At 70.5% G+C, this 16,085-nt stretch carries 13 protein-coding genes and 1 pseudogene; 6 read left to right on the plus strand and 8 right to left on the minus strand.

Going from position 1 to position 16,085, the window contains the following annotated elements:
• Nucleotides 1-2 precede the first annotated feature (2 nt).
• From DY245_RS02730 to DY245_RS02755, 5 genes are all read right to left on the minus strand, one after another.
• Nucleotides 3-1,028: an LLM class F420-dependent oxidoreductase gene (locus tag DY245_RS02730; RefSeq protein ID WP_128503057.1), complete on the minus strand. Its 1,026-nt coding sequence runs from the start codon at nucleotides 1,026-1,028 to the stop codon at nucleotides 3-5.
• Entirely contained in the window at nucleotides 1,028-2,221 is a 1,194-nt protein-coding gene (locus DY245_RS02735; protein WP_181923486.1) for a CaiB/BaiF CoA transferase family protein, read from the minus strand. The genes DY245_RS02730 and DY245_RS02735 overlap by 1 nt, the downstream gene beginning before the upstream one ends.
• Nucleotides 2,222-2,399: 178 nt before the next feature.
• Nucleotides 2,400-2,780, minus strand: coding sequence for an MmcQ/YjbR family DNA-binding protein (locus tag DY245_RS02740; protein WP_128503059.1), 381 nt, complete (start codon nucleotides 2,778-2,780; stop codon nucleotides 2,400-2,402).
• Nucleotides 2,781-3,355: 575 nt separating this feature from the next.
• The gene (locus DY245_RS02750; RefSeq protein WP_128503061.1) at nucleotides 3,356-4,879 is read right to left on the minus strand and encodes a sialate:H+ symport family MFS transporter; all 1,524 of its coding nucleotides are present in this window, start codon (nucleotides 4,877-4,879) and stop codon (nucleotides 3,356-3,358) included.
• Nucleotides 4,876-5,580, minus strand: coding sequence for a dihydrodipicolinate synthase family protein (locus DY245_RS02755; RefSeq protein WP_128503063.1), 705 nt, complete (start codon nucleotides 5,578-5,580; stop codon nucleotides 4,876-4,878). Before DY245_RS02755 ends, DY245_RS02750 begins: the two co-directional genes overlap by 4 nt.
• A gap of 272 nt (nucleotides 5,581-5,852) precedes the next feature.
• Between DY245_RS02755 and DY245_RS02760 the strand changes: the two genes are divergently transcribed.
• Complete coding sequence (locus DY245_RS02760; RefSeq protein WP_128503065.1) at nucleotides 5,853-7,043, plus strand: saccharopine dehydrogenase family protein; 1,191 nt, start codon at nucleotides 5,853-5,855, stop codon at nucleotides 7,041-7,043.
• A 24-nt stretch (nucleotides 7,044-7,067) separates the two neighbouring features.
• Here the strand turns inward: DY245_RS02760 and DY245_RS02765 are convergent, their stop codons facing one another.
• Entirely contained in the window at nucleotides 7,068-7,772 is a 705-nt protein-coding gene (locus DY245_RS02765; protein WP_181923487.1) for an endonuclease V, read from the minus strand.
• Nucleotides 7,773-8,235: 463 nt separating this feature from the next.
• Between DY245_RS02765 and DY245_RS02770 the strand changes: the two genes are divergently transcribed.
• Complete coding sequence (locus DY245_RS02770) at nucleotides 8,236-9,657, plus strand: amidase (protein WP_128503067.1); 1,422 nt, start codon at nucleotides 8,236-8,238, stop codon at nucleotides 9,655-9,657.
• Nucleotides 9,658-9,867: 210 nt separating this feature from the next.
• Nucleotides 9,868-10,167 (plus strand): YciI family protein, encoded by a 300-nt coding sequence (locus DY245_RS02775; RefSeq protein WP_128503069.1) that lies wholly within the window; start codon nucleotides 9,868-9,870, stop codon nucleotides 10,165-10,167.
• A 75-nt stretch (nucleotides 10,168-10,242) separates the two neighbouring features.
• On the opposite strand, the pseudogene DY245_RS45725 reads toward DY245_RS02775, so the two are convergent.
• Both DY245_RS45725 and DY245_RS02785 read right to left on the minus strand, forming a co-directional pair.
• Nucleotides 10,243-10,494 (minus strand): annotated as a pseudogene (locus DY245_RS45725) (nucleotidyltransferase domain-containing protein); the annotation flags it as partial.
• A 186-nt stretch (nucleotides 10,495-10,680) separates the two neighbouring features.
• Nucleotides 10,681-12,147, minus strand: coding sequence for a sugar porter family MFS transporter (locus tag DY245_RS02785; RefSeq protein WP_128503071.1), 1,467 nt, complete (start codon nucleotides 12,145-12,147; stop codon nucleotides 10,681-10,683).
• A gap of 356 nt (nucleotides 12,148-12,503) precedes the next feature.
• Between DY245_RS02785 and DY245_RS02790 the strand changes: the two genes are divergently transcribed.
• The 3 genes from DY245_RS02790 to DY245_RS02800 all read left to right on the plus strand — a co-directional run bounded on the left by DY245_RS02790 (nucleotide 12,504) and on the right by DY245_RS02800 (nucleotide 15,800).
• Nucleotides 12,504-13,409: an SIS domain-containing protein gene (locus DY245_RS02790; protein WP_128503073.1), complete on the plus strand. Its 906-nt coding sequence runs from the start codon at nucleotides 12,504-12,506 to the stop codon at nucleotides 13,407-13,409.
• A 58-nt stretch (nucleotides 13,410-13,467) separates the two neighbouring features.
• Nucleotides 13,468-14,349 (plus strand): class II fructose-bisphosphate aldolase, encoded by an 882-nt coding sequence (locus DY245_RS02795; RefSeq protein ID WP_128503075.1) that lies wholly within the window; start codon nucleotides 13,468-13,470, stop codon nucleotides 14,347-14,349.
• A 647-nt stretch (nucleotides 14,350-14,996) separates the two neighbouring features.
• Entirely contained in the window at nucleotides 14,997-15,800 is an 804-nt protein-coding gene (locus DY245_RS02800; RefSeq protein WP_128503077.1) for a DeoR/GlpR family DNA-binding transcription regulator, read from the plus strand.
• Nucleotides 15,801-16,085: the final 285 nt, after the last annotated feature.

The following is a 16,085-nucleotide window of genomic DNA, read 5'->3' on the forward strand; positions in this document are numbered from 1 at the left end:
CCTCAGAGCCAGTTCTTGACGGTCTCGATCAACTTGGCGGGCTCCGGCCCTACGGGGTGGACGTTGAGCATCGTGACGCCCGCCTCCCGGAACGCCGCGATCCGCTCGCGGACGTACCCCTCGGGTCCGCACAGCGACATCAGCTCGCAGAATTCGTCCGGCACGGCCGCTTCGGCCTCCCGCTTCTTCCCGGCGAGGTAGAGCTCCTGGATCCTGTCGGCGGCCTGTTCGTAGCCGTAGGCGACGGCGAGGTCGTGGTAGAAGTTCTTGCCCTTGGCGCCCATCCCGCCCACGTACAGCGCGATGGCCGGGCGGGCGAGGTCCCGCGCGGCGGCGGCGTCCTCACCGATGGCCAGCAGGCCGCCGGCGACGGTCTGCAGCGGGCCGAGCGCCGGATCGCGCCGGGCGGTGCCCTCGGCGAGCGGGGTGCCCCACACCTCGCCGGCCTTTTCCGGGATGAAGAGGGTGGGCAGCCAGCCGTCGGCGACCTCGGCGGTCAGCCGGACGTTGGCCGGCCCGAGCGCCGCGACATACACCGGGATCTCGGGGCGCACCGGCCGGGTGAGGATCTTGAGAGGTTTGCCGAGCCGGCCGCCCTTCTCCGGGGGCAGCGGCATGTCGGTGATGCCGTGGTGGTCGATGACCTCGCGCCGCCAGATCCGGCGGCACAGCTCGATGGTCTCGCGGGTGCGGCCCAGGGGCTTGTCGTACGGCTTGCCGTGCCAGCCCTCGATGACCTGCGGGCCGGAGGCGCCCAGGCCGAGCAGCGCCCGGCCGCCGGAGAGGGCGTCGAGTCCGGCGGCGGTCTGGGCGATCAGGGCGGGGGTGCGGGAGTAGACGTTCAGGATCGCCGAGCCGATCTTGGCCCGGTCGGTGCGGGCGGCCAGGAACCCCATGACGGTGGGTGAGTCGAAGCCGTAGGCCTCGGCGACCCAGACGGCGTCCAGTCCGGCCGCTTCCAGCGCGGCGACCTCTTCGGCGGCCTGGCGCGGATCGGCCGCGTACTGGAGCGTGGTGGCGAGTTCCATCAGCTGGCGGTGTCCTTCTGCTGGATGCGGCTCGGGCCGGCGGGCGGTGCCCCGGCGGGGTCGGCCGGCGGCGGGGCGAGCAGGCTGGGGGCCTGCCAGTCGCGGGCGATCTCTTCGGTGTCCGCGCCGGGCTGCGCGGGCGGTCTGCGTACCGCGCCCGGGGTGTGCGAGAAGCGGGGCGCGGGCGCGGGCTGGGTGATTCCGGCGTGCTCGACGAAGGTGCCGCGGGCGGCGAGGTGCGGGTGCCGCGGCGCCTCGCGCAACGACAGGACGGGCGCCACGCAGGCGTCGGACTCTTGGAACACCGCGGTCCACTCCCCGCGGGTACGGGTCTTGAAGCGGGCGGCGATGGCCGTGCGCAGCTCGCCCCAGGCGGCGAAGTCGTCGCGGCTGGGTGCCTCCTGCTCGATGCCCAGGAGGCGGATGAACTCGCCGTAGAACCGCTTCTCCAGCGCGCCGACCGCCATATAGCCGCCGTCCGCGGTCTCGTAGGCGCCGTAGAACGGTGTCCCGCCGTCCAGCAGATTCGCGCCGCGCCGGTCCTGCCAGCCGCCGGCCGCCAGCATGCCGTGGATCATCGCCGTCAGATGGGCCGTGCCGTCGACGATCGCGGCGTCCACGACCTGGCCTCTTCCGCCTTCGGAGCGGGCGTGCTGGAGGGCGGCGAGGACGCCGATGACGAGGTAGAGCGAGCCGCCGGCATAGTCGCCGACGAGGTTGGCGGGGATGGCGGGCGGGCCGTCGGGCGGGCCGATCATGCCGAGGGCGCCCGTGATGGCGATATAGCCGATGTCGTGTCCCGCGGTGTCGGCGAGCGGGCCCTGCTGCCCCCAGCCGGTCATCCGGCCGTAGACCAGCCGGGGGTTGCGCGCCAGGCACTCCTCGGGCCCCACGCCGAGCCGCTCGGCCACACCGGGGCGGTACCCCTCCAGCAGCACATCGGCGCGCTCGGCCAGCTCCAGCACCTGCGCCACCCCTTCGGGCGCCTTCAGGTCCACCAGCACCGAGCGTTTATTGCGGTTGGTGATGTCGTACGCCGGATCGATGCGCAGCCCGGCGCCTCCGGGCCGGTCGACGCGGACGACATCGGCGCCGAGGTCGGCGAGCAGCATGGCGGCGAACGGGCCGGGGCCGATGCCCGCGAGTTCGACCACCCGCACGCCGCTCAGCGGGCCGTTCCCTGACTCTGCCATCGCGCCCCATGCCTTTCCGCACTGTGACACTTCTGATGTAACACTCGTGATGTTAAGAACGTGTTCCACTTTCCACAAGACCCCCTTGCCAAGTGGCAACCGCGGAAAAGGCCCGCGCCGACGATGCTCAACTGCCATCGCCGCCACGGGCCTTTGCGCGCCTGCTGCCGCTGCGCCGCTATCCCCCGTCGAGCTCGGCGATGAGCTTCTTGGGGGCTATCGCGCGATAGGACTCCTCGGCCCAGTCGCAGAGCAGGTCGGCCGGCGGAGCGTCCTTCTCCCCCAGCGGGACCTGCACCCATCCGGACCTGCCCAGGCCGTAGCCGGCCGGCTTGGCGCCGGGCGAGGTCAGCGCATGGGCATGCGCCTCCGGCTCCTTGAGCTTGAGCGTGACCCCCAGCGGATGGCTGCCGTCACCGACGCCGAGGAAGACGAAGACCTTCTTGTTGACCTTGATGACGCTCTCGCCCCAGGGGAACTCCTCCACGGCCCCGGGCAGCCCGAGCGCGAACGCCCGCACCCGCTCCCGCACCGCCGCCGGACCCGCCACCTTCGCCATGCGCTCCTCCACGTCCCTTCCCCCGTACGGCACCGCCTGCGATGCCGCCCGGCGCCACGCCCGTACCGCGGACGCCGGCCCACGCATTCCACGCTAACGGCGACCACTGACAACGGCCCGCGGAGCGCCGGATGACGGGCCGACAGAGGGACAAGGAGCGCTGTGTCCGACTCGCAACTCGCCGCCGCGCTGTTCGACTTCCACAGCGGCCAGGGGCTGCGTCAGTTCACCGAGCCGGCGATGGCGCGCCTGCTGCCCTCGCTGATCAGCCTCTGACGGGAGGCGCGGCAGAAAAGCGCCTCGGCGGCGGTCCGATCTTCGTCAGGAGGGAAGCGGTCCGCGGGCGGACGACGGCCGCCACCATCTGGCCGACCTGCGCATCACCTACCGCTCGCAACACGGACCGCTGGTACGGATGTTGGAGAGGTGCACCGGTGCCGGCTTCCGGGTGACCGACGTACAGGTGGAGAACGGTGCGGACGAGGCACAGGTATCGGCCGAGGTGCTGCTCCGTCTGGAGGGACCGCCCCCGCGCATCCACTGGCCCGTACGGGCCGGCATCCGCCGAAGCGCCGCTACGCCGAGCCGGGCGTCGGCTCCCCGGGAGCGGAGCCGGGCGAGGCCCCCGAGGCAACCGTCCCCGCTCCCCCGGCCTGCGGAACGAGATGGTCGTCGAGCGCCTGACGGTCCACGAGCCGGCCCAGCCGCTGAGGAACGTTGCCACCCACCAGGACGATGACGACAAGTGTCAGCCCGAAGGTGAGCACGGCGAGCGCCCGCCCCAGGGGCATGCCTTCGGCCAGATGGGCTCCCAGGACGGGCGCCACCGCCCCGCCCAGGGCCCCGACGTTGTAGACAAAGCCCAGCGAGGCGGCGCGGGTCGCGGTCGGGAAGTGGCCGGCGATGTACTTCGGCAGGATGCCGGAGATGCCCTGGCTGAGCGCCAGCAGTCCGAAGAGCAGCACGCCGAGCAGCGGCAGGCTGTCCCGCACCGCGAAGACGGGGAAGACGAAGGCGAGGGAGGCCAGCAAGGTGCACGCGTAGGCGCGCCGCGTACCAAGACGGTCGCCGACGAAGCCCGCCAGCCAGCAGCCCGCCATGGTGCCGAAGCCCGCGTAGAACATCACGTCGCCGACCTGCCCGGGGGCGTACCCGAGATCGGTCTTGAGGTAGGTGGGCAGCAGGGCCTGGATGGGCCAGCTGTAGAGGAAGGCACTGAACACGGTCACCATCAGGGCCACGTACAGCAGCCATCCCCGGCGGCCGCCGAGCTGCACGGCGAAGGCGATCAGGCACAGCGCCGCGGCGACCGCCAGCCAGGGGACATACCCCGCGCCGACGGGCGTGAAGACGCAGAACAGCGCGACCGCGGCGGCCGCCGCCAGGACCGCGTTGGTCCAGGAGCGGACAGCTCCGGTGAACAACGGCCGGAAGGGGTTCGGGCGTTCCGCTTCCGAGCGGGTGGCGGCGCCGATCTCGTTCTGCCAGTCCCCGGCTTCCGGCAGCGATCTGCGCACCCACAGGGCGACGAGGACGGGCAGTACGCCGATCCAGAACATCCAGCGCCAGCCCCAGTTGGGGACCACCCACTTGTACAGCTCGGCCGCGAGGACGGTGCCGCCCGCGTAACCGGAGATCAGGAATCCGGAGGCACGGTTGCGCCATCGGGTGGGCCAGCTCTCCAGCACATACGTCACACTGGCGCTGTACTCCCCCGCCATCCCCAGCCCGATGACCAGCCGGGCGACGAACAGACTGGTGTAGCCCCAGGCGAACCCGCAGGCGAAGGTGCCGAGCGAGTAGAGCAGGATGCTGGCGATCATGGCGGCCTTGCGGCCGTAGCGGTCGCCCATCGCGCCCAGGACCGCGCCGCCCAGCCACCGGGTGATGAAGGCACCGGAGATGAGCGAGGCGGCGGTGGCGGTGCTCAGACGGAATTCGCCGGCGATCTCGGTCAGCACCAGCGTGATCAGGACGAAGTCGAAGCCGTCGAGGAGATAGCCGATCCAGGCGGCGAACATCGCCTTCCACTGGCGCGGGGTGACCTCCTGGTACCGGCGCCGTCTGCGGTCAGGGGCGTCCACGGGGCGCGTCGTCACAACAATCCGGCCTCCTCCAGCAGTCGGCGGACGGTTCGGTGCGCGGCGGCGTCGAGGGGCAGCTGCGGGGCGGCGGTCGCCGGGCAGTCGATGATGCCGAGCAGATGCAGTGCGGCCTTGAAGGCGCCGAGCGCGGAGGAGCTGCGGCCCATCGCCGTCTCGTCGCCGACGTCGGTGAGCGGGAACAGGGCGGCGAGCCGGTCCTGTCCGGCGGCGGCCGCCTGCCACCGGCCGGCCCGGGCGTGCGCGTACAGCCGCACATATCCGGCCGGGTCGATGTTCCCCAGCCCCGGTACGACGCCGTCCGCGCCCGCCAACAGGGCGCCGTCCACGGACAGTTCCGACCCGGTGAGCACGGAGAAGTCCCGGCCGGCAGCGGGTAACCGGACGAGCAGCCGCCGCAGCGCCCCCTCGTCCCCGCTGCGGGCGGTCGCCATGTCGATGGCGCCGGCCAGCACGGGCAGTCGCCCGCTCGCGGCGTCGACCACCGTCTCGATGACGGTGCGTCGTTGGATGTCCGACAGGCAGGCGGCCTCCCCGGTGGAGCCGAGCACGAACAGGCCGTCCACCCCGGCGTCGACGAGGTGCTCCACGAGCGCGGCCGGCGACCGCACATCGACCTGGCCGCTCTCGGTGAGCGGGGTGCACAACGGACGCACAACTCCGGTGAGGGGCGCGGGAAAGGGCGAGGCAAACGGCATGGCGTCCGGCTTTCTGCCGTACGGTCCTGTCCGGAAGAGCACCGAGAAGAGCAACGCCCGGCAAGCTGGACATTGGACGTCCTACCTCGTCGGTGCTATCGGTGAATCTGGCCCGACCGCGACGCCCTGTCAAGACCGCATACCGCCCCCCATGTCGCCCACTGACGGCCAATAGGAAGGCCAAGAGGACGGCCAAGATCCCCGTTGACGGGACGACGGCGACTGCCTAGGGTCCGGAATCCAGGTCAAGAGGGCAGTCGAGAGGGCGGACGATGCGACGGCAGGACACCTCCGGACGGGCTCATGACCTCGTCCTCTACGGCGCCACCGGTTTCGCCGGCTCTCTCACCGCCGAATATCTCGCCGCGCACGCCCCCAAGGGCTGCCGCTGGGCGCTGGCCGGGCGCAACACCGCCAAACTGGAGCGCCTGCGCGACCGGCTGGCGAAGATCGACCCGGCCTGCGCCGATCTGCCCCTGCTGCGGGCCGACAGCGGCGACCCGGACGCACTGCGCGCCCTCGCCGCCGGCACCCGGGTGCTGGCGACGACCGTCGGCCCGTATCTGGTCCACGGTGAACCCTTGGTCGCCGCCTGCGCCGCGGCCGGCACCGACTACGTCGACCTGACCGGCGAGCCGGAATTCATCGACCGTATGTATCTGCGGCACGATGCGACGGCCCGCACCTCTGGCGCGCGCCTGGTACACGCCGGAGGGTTCGACTCCGTCCCGCACGACCTGGGTGTCCTCTACACCGTGGGGCTCCTCCCCGAGGGCGTCCCGCTGCGCATAGACGGCTTCGTACGCACCAACGCCACATTCTCCGGCGGCACTCTGGCCTCCGCGCTCACCGTCGCCTCGCGTCCGGTGGCCATGGCGCGGGCCGCCCGCGAACGGCAGCGGGCCGAGCCGCGACCCAAGGGGCGCACGGTGCGGGCGCCGTTGGGCCCGCCGATCAGGAGCAGCGAGACACGCACCTGGGGCGTACCGCTGCCGACCCTCGACCCGCAGATCATCGCCCGCTCGGCCGCCGCTCTGGACCGCTACGGCCCCGACTTCCGCTACCGCCACTACGCAGGGGTCCGGCGGCTGCCGATCGCCGTCGGCGGGGCGCTGGGCGCGGGGGCGCTGTGCGCGCTCGCCCAGGTGCCGCCCGCGCGGCGCTGGCTGTCGGGCCGTCTGGAGCCGGGCGACGGTCCGAGCCCCGAGCGCCGCGCACGCAGTTGGTTCACGGTGCGCTTCGTCGCCTCCGGCGGCGGCAAACGCCTGATCACCGAGGTCTCGGGCGGCGACCCCGGCTATGAGGAGACGGCGAAGATGCTCGCCGAGTCGGCGCTCAGCCTGGCCTTCGACGACCTGCCGGAGACCGCGGGCCAGGTGACGACCGCGGTCGCCATGGGGGACGCGCTGACGGCCCGCCTCCAAAAGGCGGGGATCACCTTCCGCGTCGTCCGGGAGCAGTAGCCGGAACCCGCACCGGCCCCGCCGTCACGTGCTCGCGAGCGCCCTGCGGCACAGCGAGTCGGCGGCCCGGGTCGTCTCCGGAAGGCGGTATGCGGCCGCCAGATGGAGCGTATGCGCGCAGGCCCGGTCGAGGCCGACGCGGTGCCCCACGGAGACAAAGACCGGTTTGACGCCCTTTTGGGTACGCAACGCACGTCCCACCTCCTCGGCTCCGTCCAGGAGCGGAGAGGTGGCCCCGCGGTCCGGCCCCGGTGGCTCGTACCGGAAGGTGAAGGGGTTCTTGGCGACGCCGATGGTGGGCAGCCCGGTCAGCACCCCGAGATGGCTGGCCAGCCCGAAGCGGCGCGGGTGGGCCAGCCCGTACCCGTCGCAGACCACGAGGTCAGGGGTGCGGGTGAGGCCGGCGAGGGCGTCGAGCACGGTGGGAATCTCACGAAAGGCGAGCAGGCCGGGAACATAGGGGAAGGAGACCTGCCCCACGGCCGTGGCCTCGTCGACGACGGCCAACGTACGGGCATCCAGCGCGACGGCGGCCGCGGCGACGACATCGCGCGCGTCGTCGTAGGCGACATCCACCCCGACCACCGTGCCCTCGAAGCCCGGTTCCGGACCGGGCTCATCGAGCCGTACGTGGCGGCGCAACCGGTCCTGGACCGCGCGCGCCTGGGATTCGTCGGCCGGCCAGTGCCGTAGTTCGTCGTCGCGGGAGATCATTCCGGGAGTGTCCATGGTGGCCGCAACGCTACCGAACCGGTGATCGAGCCCCTGATGGAGACCGTGATCGGCCGGATCGGCTGCTCCGGGCCGCTGTCGGCGGATCGGCTGCCCCCGGCCCGCTGTCAGTGGCCCTCGGTACCGTGGTGAGCGTGACCCCAGCCGCTGTTGACGTGGACGCTATGGATGCTGTGGACGCTCTCGACTGCCGGATCATCGCTGCCCCGCCGGTCGACGGGCGTGCTTCGTGGCGGCGGATCGCGTCGGTGCTCGACAGCGGGAGCGGGAGCGTACGGTCGCCCGCCGGAGCGGCTGGCCCAGCTGATGCTGGCGGAGCTGCCCGCGCTGCCCGAGGTGGTCTCGCAGCATGTGCCGCCGGTGTGCGGTATTTCCGTACGGTGCACGAGTGGCACCCGCACATCCTGGACTCGGAGATTCGCCCCTCGCCCCACGCCCCCTGACATCACCAGAGGTCTCCATGCCCAACGCTCTCCACCAGCTCGACGCCACCGACCTCGCCGCCCGGTTGCGCCGCCGCGACATCTCCGCCCGGGAGGTCGTACAGGCCCATCTGGACCGCATCGAACAGGTCAATCCGGCCGTCAATGCCATCGTCACCCTCGACCCCGAGGGCGCACTCGCCGCCGCCGCACAGGCCGACGAACGCCTCGCCCGAGGTGCCGCCGTCCCGCCCCTGCACGGCCTGCCGATCGCCTTCAAGGACACCCACCTCACCCGCGGTATGCGCACCACGTACGGCTCACCGCTCTTCGCCAACCACATCCCCGACGAGGACGACCTGCTGGTCGACCGGCTGCAACGGGCCGGCGCCATCCGCCTCGGCAAGACCAACGTCCCCGAATTCGCCGCCGGTTCACACACCTTCAACCCGGTCTTCGGCACCACCCGCAATCCGTACGACACCACGCGTTCGGCGGGCGGCAGCAGCGGAGGCGCCGCCGCGGCGCTCGCGGCCGGGATGCAGCCCCTCGCCGACGGCAGCGACATGGGCGGCTCACTGCGCAATCCCGCGTCCTTCTGCAATGTGGTCGGGCTGCGGCCGACGCCGGGACGCGTCCCCCCGCACCCCGGCGCCAACCTGTGGGACACCCTCTCGGTCCCCGGCCCCATGGGGCGGACCGTCGCCGACACCGCGCTGCTGCTGTCGGCCATGGCCGGCCCGGATCCGCGCTGCCCCATCAGCCTGGAGACCCCCGGTGACGCGTTCCGGGCGCCGCTCGACCGCGAACTACGCGGGCTGCGGGTCGCCTGGGCACCCGACCTGGGGGGATTCGCGCCGGCCGACCCGGACGTTCTCGCCGTTCTGGAGCCCCAGTTGAGGGTCCTGGAAGAACTCGGCTGCCATGTCGAGGCCGCCTGCCCGGACCTCACCGGCGCCGACGAGACCTTCCGTACGCTGCGGGCGCACAGCTTCGACCTTGCGTTCGGCGAGCTGCTCGACTCCGGCCGGCAGGCGCTCAAACCCAGCCTCGTCCGGAACATCGAGCAGGGCCGCCGACTGACCACCGCCGACCTCACCACCGCCACCGCGACCCGCAGCCAACTGCACCTGCGCACGCTGGACTTCTTCTCCCGGTACGACCTCCTCCTCGCCCCGGTCAGCCAAGTCACGCCGTTCGACGCCGAGCTGGAGTATCCGCGGGAGGTCGCCGGCCAACCCACGCACACGTATCTGGACTGGATGCGTTCGGCCTACCTGATCTCTGTCCTCGGGGTACCCGCCCTTTCGGTACCCGCCGGGTTCACCCCGGGCAGCCTGCCCGTGGGGCTGCAGTTCATCGGGGCGCCGCGCGCCGATCTCGCCGTCCTCCAGGCCGGCCATGCGTACGAGAGCGCAACACAGCACGGACGGCGCCGCCCGGACCTGCCTACGACCTGATCCCGACGGCCACCCCTCGACCGGAACCCCTGCGCACCCCGAACCCCACACGCGCCCACGGAAAACGCCACCTTGGCTGCCCGGGCCGCCCATGCCGCCTTGACGATGCTGCGCCGACGAGGACGCGATCGCGCAGAGCCGCCCTGGCCTGCGCCTTCCCTCTCGGGAGGGCGCAACGGCACCGCCCGACGGCTCCTCTATATTGCAGCTATGTTCGTATTGGAACTCACCTACACCGCGCCCATCGAACGCGTCGACGCCGCCCTTCAGGAGCACGTGGAGTGGCTGCAGAAGGAGTACGCCGCCGGGCACTTCATCGCCGCCGGACGCAAGGTCCCGCGCGACGGTGGCGTGATCCTCGCCGCCGGGATGGACCGGGCAACCGTGGAGCGGATCGTGGCCGAGGACCCGTTCACCCTCGCCGGGGTGTGCGAGTACCGGATCACCGAGTTCGTGGCGACGACGACCGCGCCGGCTCTGGAGGGATACCGGGAGCAGCTGCCGTCCTGAGGACCCGCTCCGGTTCCACTCGGGCGACAGGTGCCGCCGACCGGTGGCCGCCGCCTCCACCACCACCAGTTCCCGGCTCCACAACCAGCGCTGCCACGCCGCGGTCCGTACGTCCTCGTGACGGGCGACTGCCGTAGTGGCGACGTAACGCTCCCGATCAGCGACCGGAAGATCGTCTTCCAAGGCCCGGCTGGGCGTGAACCAGTGCGTGGTGGACCCGCGCAGCACACGACAGAGCTGCAGTTGTTGCGGAGCGACGACTACGGCGGTCGATACGACGGTCCGTACGGCGATCGCCGGGGCGATCAATGGGGCGGTCGCCACCACGCCAAGCGCGCCGGCCGGGAGCAGGATCCGGACTGGAGGAGAAGGAGTCAGGGAACGACATGGGCGAGGAAGGCTCCTGAGCTGAGTGGCGCACCGACGACACCCGGCGGCTCTCTCTGCCTCTACCGCCGGGCGGAGTACTTTTGACCGCTGCCCGCCAGCTCAGGAAACGCCCATGCGGCGCTTCTACGGAGACGTGGTCGGAGGCGCCGCCGAGTTACCGAGCGGGCCCGCACTGACGGACCCGGGCGTGGGTGTCGCGGGCCAGTGCCCCCCGTTGCGCCAATAATCCTGGATCTCCTCCAACTGGCGCCCCTTGGTCTCGGGTGCGGTGGCGGAGGCGAAGACCAGCGCGGCGAGCGCAAGGACGCCGAGGCCCGCGAACGTCCGCGCCGCGCCGGCCCAGGCCATCAAGGAAGGGAAGAACTGGGCGATCAGGAGATTGGCCACCAGGTCGGCCGTGAGCATCACCGACGCCCCGGTGGAGCGCAGCTGAGCGGGGAACGCCTCGCTCGCATAGACCCAGATCAGCGATCCGAAGCCGAAGTTGAAGGCCGCGGTGAACAGAAGGATGGCGCCGAAGCCCACCCAGGTAGTGGCACCGTGCAGATCCCCCATGCCGAAGACCGCGGTCAGGACGGCGAGCATCACGACCATCGTGCCGATGCCGCAGAGCAGCACCACCCGGCGGCCGAGCCGGTCGATGATGAGGATGGCGAGAACCGTCGCGGCAAGGGAAGCGAGCTGGACGAAAGACGGCAGCAGGAAGTTCTGGCCGTTGCCGGTGAAGCCCATCTCCTCGAAGATCTGCGGGCTGTAGTACGTCACGGCGTTGATGCCGGTGATCTGGCAGAAGAAGCCGAGGCCGACGACGAAGAACGTGGCGCGGGCGTACGGCTTGCGCAGCAGGGCGCGCGCCGAGCCACCGCGCTCCTCCGTGAGCGCTGCGCCCACGGCAGCCACCTCGGCATGCGGATCGACATCGGGGTCGGTCATGGCCATGACCTCAACGGCTCGCTCCGTACGCCCCTTGAGGACGTACCAACGCGGAGTGTCCGGCAACCGGAGCAACGGGATCACGACGAGCGCCGCCGGGATCGCGGAGAGGCCGAGCATCCAGCGCCAGTGCCCGCCGCCGGACAGACCCCAGTTGACGAAGTACGTGATGACGATGCCCGCGACCGTGGCCACTTGATAGGCAGCGACGGACGCACCGCGGATACGCGCCGGCGTCGATTCGGCGACGTAGAGCGGGGCGGCGACGATCGAGATGCCGATGGCGATGCCGAGCAGGAACCGGACGATGTCCAGCACGACGACGTTGGGCGCGAGGGCGGAAAGCGCGACGAAGACGGCGTACGAGCCGGCGACGATCAGCATCGCGGCCTTGCGGCCCAGGGCGTCGGCAAGCTTGCCGCCGATCAGCGCGCCCACGATGGAGCCGAACACCAGGATGCTGTTGACCAGGCCTTTCTCGGCCTCGGTGAGGTGGAAGTCCTTGCTCAGGAACACCAGGGCACCGGAGATGCTGCCGGTGTCATAGCCGTAGATGACGCCGACGACGGCGCCGGTGAGTGCGAACAGCCTGCCGGTGCGGCGTGTGGTCTTGGGTGACGGCTGCGGGGGCGTCTCGGAGAGCGTGGCAATGGACATAGGAAGTCCTTTGTGCGGCGGAGCGGCCTTGCTGCATGACTGATCTTGCGAGTATTCGGCGACTTTCACGCAACTGTCAACAGATCATTTCCAGCCCCGCCCCACCCTCTCCATCCATCCCCCTCCCTGCATTCGCCGCGCTCAGACACCCAACCAGACCATCACCTCATCGCTCCCCTCTGCTGCATCCACTCGTACGAGGGATGGAGCGCGGACGCAATCATGCGTACAGTCGATTGCAACAAAGCTAAATCTTGCAGCTTCACTCACACGAAGCCGCAGGACATGCAGACAGACATACGTGCAGACGTACGCAAAACAGTCGGACCGTTTCACGCATCACGGGAGGGTGGGTCATGAGCGAGACCTCGTACATGGAGCAGGAGCTGCACAGCCAGCCGGAGACCTGGCGGGAGGCCGCGCGGATCGGGGCGGCGGACGGCCCGCTGCCCAAGGCCGGACAGCGGGTAGCCGTCGTCGGCTGCGGCACCTCATGGTTCATGGCGCAGTCGTATGCGGCACTGCGCGAGAGCGCCGGGCTGGGTGTGACGGATCCGTTCGCCGCCTCCGAGGCATTCCTCGGCAGCGACCGCGGCTATGACGCGGTGGTGGCGATCACCCGCTCCGGCACCACGACCGAGGTGCTGCGCGTACTCGACGCCGTCAAGGGACGCATCCCCACGGTGACGATCATCGGCGACACCGAGACGCCGGCGGTCGCGATCTCCGACGAGACGGTCGCGCTCCCGTTCGCCGACGAGAAGTCGGTCGTGCAGACCCGTTTCGCGACGACGGCGCTGACGCTGCTGCGCGCGCATCTGGGCGAGGACATCTCCCGGGCGGTGACCGACGCGCAGGAGGCGCTGGCGGCACCGATGGAGCAAGCCTGGGTGGACGCGGAGCAGTTCTCGTTCCTCGGCACGGGCTGGACCTTCGGCCTGGCCAACGAGGCTGCCCTCAAGATGCGGGAGGCATCGCAGAGTTGGACGGAGTCCTACCCCGCGATGGAGTACCGCCACGGCCCGATCGCGATAGCTGCGCCGGGCCGGGTGACCTGGCTGTTCGGCCAGGCGCCGGATGGGCTCGAAGCGGATGTGGTGCGGACCGGTGCGCACTTCGTGCGCCATGCGCGCGATCCGCTGGCCGATCTGGTGCTGGTCCAGCGGGTGGCTCTGGAGCGGGCCCGCGCTCGCGGCCTGGACCCGGACAACCCGCGCAGTCTGACCCGTTCGGTGATGCTCGACGCCCCTGCCGCCTCGTAGCGATCCGCCTCCCCCTCACCACGTCGATCCTCCCCACCCGCAAGGGAGTCCGATTCCCATGCCCCTCGTTCCGACCTCATCGATCGTCGACACCGCGCGTGAGGCGCGGGTCGGTGCCGCAGCCTTCAATGTCATCCATCTGGAAACCGCCGAGGCCCTTGTCACCGCCGCCGAGCGCACGGATATCCCCCTGATCCTGCAGATCAGCGAGAACTGCGTCCGCTACCACGGCAGCCTGCTGCCCATCACCCGCGCCACCCTCGCCCTCGCCGAGGCTTCCGCCGCCCCGATCGCGGTGCACCTCGATCACATCACCGATGCGGAACTGGTCCACCAGGGCATCACCGCCGGGGTGGGTTCGGTCATGGTGGATGCCTCCGCGCTCCCCTACGAAGAGAACGTCGCCACCACTGCCGAACTCACCGCTTGGTGCCACGACCGCGGCGCCTATGTCGAGGCGGAGCTCGGCGAGGTCGGCGGCAAGGACGGGGTGCACGCACCAGGAGTGCGCACGGACCCGGACGAGGCGCTGGCCTTTGTCCGCGCGACAGGCGTGGACGCCCTCGCTGTGGCCGTCGGCTCGTCACATGCGATGCACGAGCGCACGGCCGTACTCGACAAGGACCTCATCACCGCGCTGCACACCGCCCTGCCGGTGCCACTGGTACTGCACGGCTCCTCCGGAGTACCGGACGACGAACTCCGCCGCGCCATCGCCGCCGGAATGACGAAGATCAACATCTCCACCCATCTGGTCTCCGTCTTCACTCACTCGATACGACAGACGCTGGGCGCGGATCCGTCCCTCGTCGACTCCCGGAAGTACGTCAAGCCGGCCCGGGAGGCAGTGGCCGAGGAGGCCGCAAGACTGCTGGACGTACTGGGCACTCCGGCAACGGTCCCAGGCCAATACGCGACCCAGGCGCCGGCTCGGGGGTGATCCGGCAGAGTCGATGCCCGTCCCGGCAACGAGCCCAGCACGACGGACTACTCCCTCAGCCACTCGGACTGGACTCATAACGCGATTCTGGCCGTCGACGACCAGGACCACATCGACCCCGGCCCGTGCTGGCCTGAGCTGGCCACACTCCTCGACGCCCCACCCCCGGGCAGCCGGCGTCCCCAATCCGCACGACCGTCTTCCCCCACCACTCCCCGCTTCACCTACTACTCCCCGCACTCGTACTACTCCCGCACTCGGCGACTCCAACATCCCAACGAAGCCATCAACAAGGTGACGGCGGCACTCGCCCGTCACGGCCACAACGCCTACCGGACTGCGAGCCACCGACTCGACGACTCCTTCAAGGGCATCCGATGTGAGGTGCCGAGTCGTAGTGGTTCGACGCGGACGGCCGCAGCTGGGTCTGCGACGGCGAGCACAGTCCTCGCCGGTCACCCCTCAGCGACCATCCGCCGGACGCACAATGCGCGGCCTTGACCACCGCCTCACCCCGACAAACGCACGACCACCACATCGAACAATTCGGACAGCACCGACGACGGCAGGAAGGAGAACAAGGTGGAGTACGAGGGCGCCTACCGGGCGTCACCGTGGCCGACTGAAACGAATTAGGCTCGCACGCTATGAAGCGCCATGAACGGATGAACGCACTGCTCGAGCTGCTCGGGGACCGGGGCCGGGTGGATGTCGAGGAGGCGGCGACCGCACTGGAGGTCTCGGCCGCCACGATGCGGCGCGACATGGACGCCCTCGCCGAGCAGCAGTTGCTGACCCGCACCCGGGGCGGGGCAGTGCTGAGCTCGGTGGCGTACGACCTGCCGATCCGCTACAAGCACGCTCACCGGTCGGAGGAGAAGGAGGCGGTGGCAAAGGCCGCGGCGAAGCTGGTCGAGCGCGGGGATGTGGTCGGGCTGAGCGGTGGCACGACAACCACGGCGATCGCCCGGGTGCTTGCCACCCGTCCGGACTTTGCCGAGGCGGGCCCGCAACCGCATCTGACGATCGTCACCAATTCCCTCAACATCGCCAATGAGCTGGCCGTGCGGCCACAGATCAAGATTGTGCTGACCGGCGGGGTGGCGCACTCGCGGTCGTTCGAACTGGTCGGCCCGTTCAGTGAATTGGTGCTGCAGCAGATCTCCATCGACATCGCGTTCATCGGGGCCAACGGCATGGACCCGATGATGGGAGCCACGGTGCATGACGAGGCGGAGGCGCGCGTCAATCGCCTCATGGCCGAGCGCGCCCGGCGTGCCGTGGTCGTTGCGGACTCGTCGAAGATCGGTGAGCGCTGCTTCGCCCGGGTCGGCGACGCGGATGTCTTTGACACGTTCATCACGGACAGCGGCGCAAAGGAGGCAACCCGTCGTGAGTTTTCGGACCGGGGGCTGAGGGTGGTCACAGCACGCCCGTCCACCACCGATTGACGCCACCGGGCGACGAAAGCTGGGCGATCTCCAGGCGGCAACGGCCGAGGGACGACAACCAGCAAATGGCAATGAGCGGTTGGCGGTTGGCGGTTGGCGGTTGGCGGTTGGCGGTTGGCGGTTGGCGGTTGGCGGTTGGCGAATGGCGAATGGTCGGCAATCGGTGGCGGGCAGTGGGGTCGGTGAGAGCCGTCGACGGTTGTGAGCGCTGGTGAGTGGCTGGCGTCGCTGAGGGGGTGGGGTGGGTGGGGGGAGCCCCCCGGGGGCGAGGGTAAGGGGAGGGGG

This window comes from Streptomyces inhibens (assembly GCF_003389455.1).
Lineage (GTDB): Bacteria > Actinomycetota > Actinomycetes > Streptomycetales > Streptomycetaceae > Streptomyces > Streptomyces inhibens.

Excerpts from the sequence above, each read along its gene's own strand:
- DY245_RS02730 (WP_128503057.1), bottom strand. The coding sequence starts at position 1,028 with ATGGAACTCGCCACCACGCTCCAGTACGCGGCCGATCCGCGCCAGGCC.
- DY245_RS02735 (WP_181923486.1), bottom strand. The coding sequence starts at position 2,221 with ATGGCAGAGTCAGGGAACGGCCCGCTGAGCGGCGTGCGGGTGGTCGAA.
- DY245_RS02740 (WP_128503059.1), bottom strand. The coding sequence starts at position 2,780 with ATGGCGAAGGTGGCGGGTCCGGCGGCGGTGCGGGAGCGGGTGCGGGCG.
- DY245_RS02755 (WP_128503063.1), bottom strand. The coding sequence starts at position 5,580 with ATGCCGTTTGCCTCGCCCTTTCCCGCGCCCCTCACCGGAGTTGTGCGT.
- DY245_RS02760 (WP_128503065.1), top strand. The coding sequence starts at position 5,853 with ATGCGACGGCAGGACACCTCCGGACGGGCTCATGACCTCGTCCTCTAC.
- DY245_RS02765 (WP_181923487.1), bottom strand. The coding sequence starts at position 7,772 with ATGGACACTCCCGGAATGATCTCCCGCGACGACGAACTACGGCACTGG.
- DY245_RS02770 (WP_128503067.1), top strand. The coding sequence starts at position 8,236 with ATGCCCAACGCTCTCCACCAGCTCGACGCCACCGACCTCGCCGCCCGG.
- DY245_RS02775 (WP_128503069.1), top strand. The coding sequence starts at position 9,868 with ATGTTCGTATTGGAACTCACCTACACCGCGCCCATCGAACGCGTCGAC.
- DY245_RS02785 (WP_128503071.1), bottom strand. The coding sequence starts at position 12,147 with ATGTCCATTGCCACGCTCTCCGAGACGCCCCCGCAGCCGTCACCCAAG.
- DY245_RS02790 (WP_128503073.1), top strand. The coding sequence starts at position 12,504 with ATGAGCGAGACCTCGTACATGGAGCAGGAGCTGCACAGCCAGCCGGAG.
- DY245_RS02795 (WP_128503075.1), top strand. The coding sequence starts at position 13,468 with ATGCCCCTCGTTCCGACCTCATCGATCGTCGACACCGCGCGTGAGGCG.
- DY245_RS02800 (WP_128503077.1), top strand. The coding sequence starts at position 14,997 with ATGAAGCGCCATGAACGGATGAACGCACTGCTCGAGCTGCTCGGGGAC.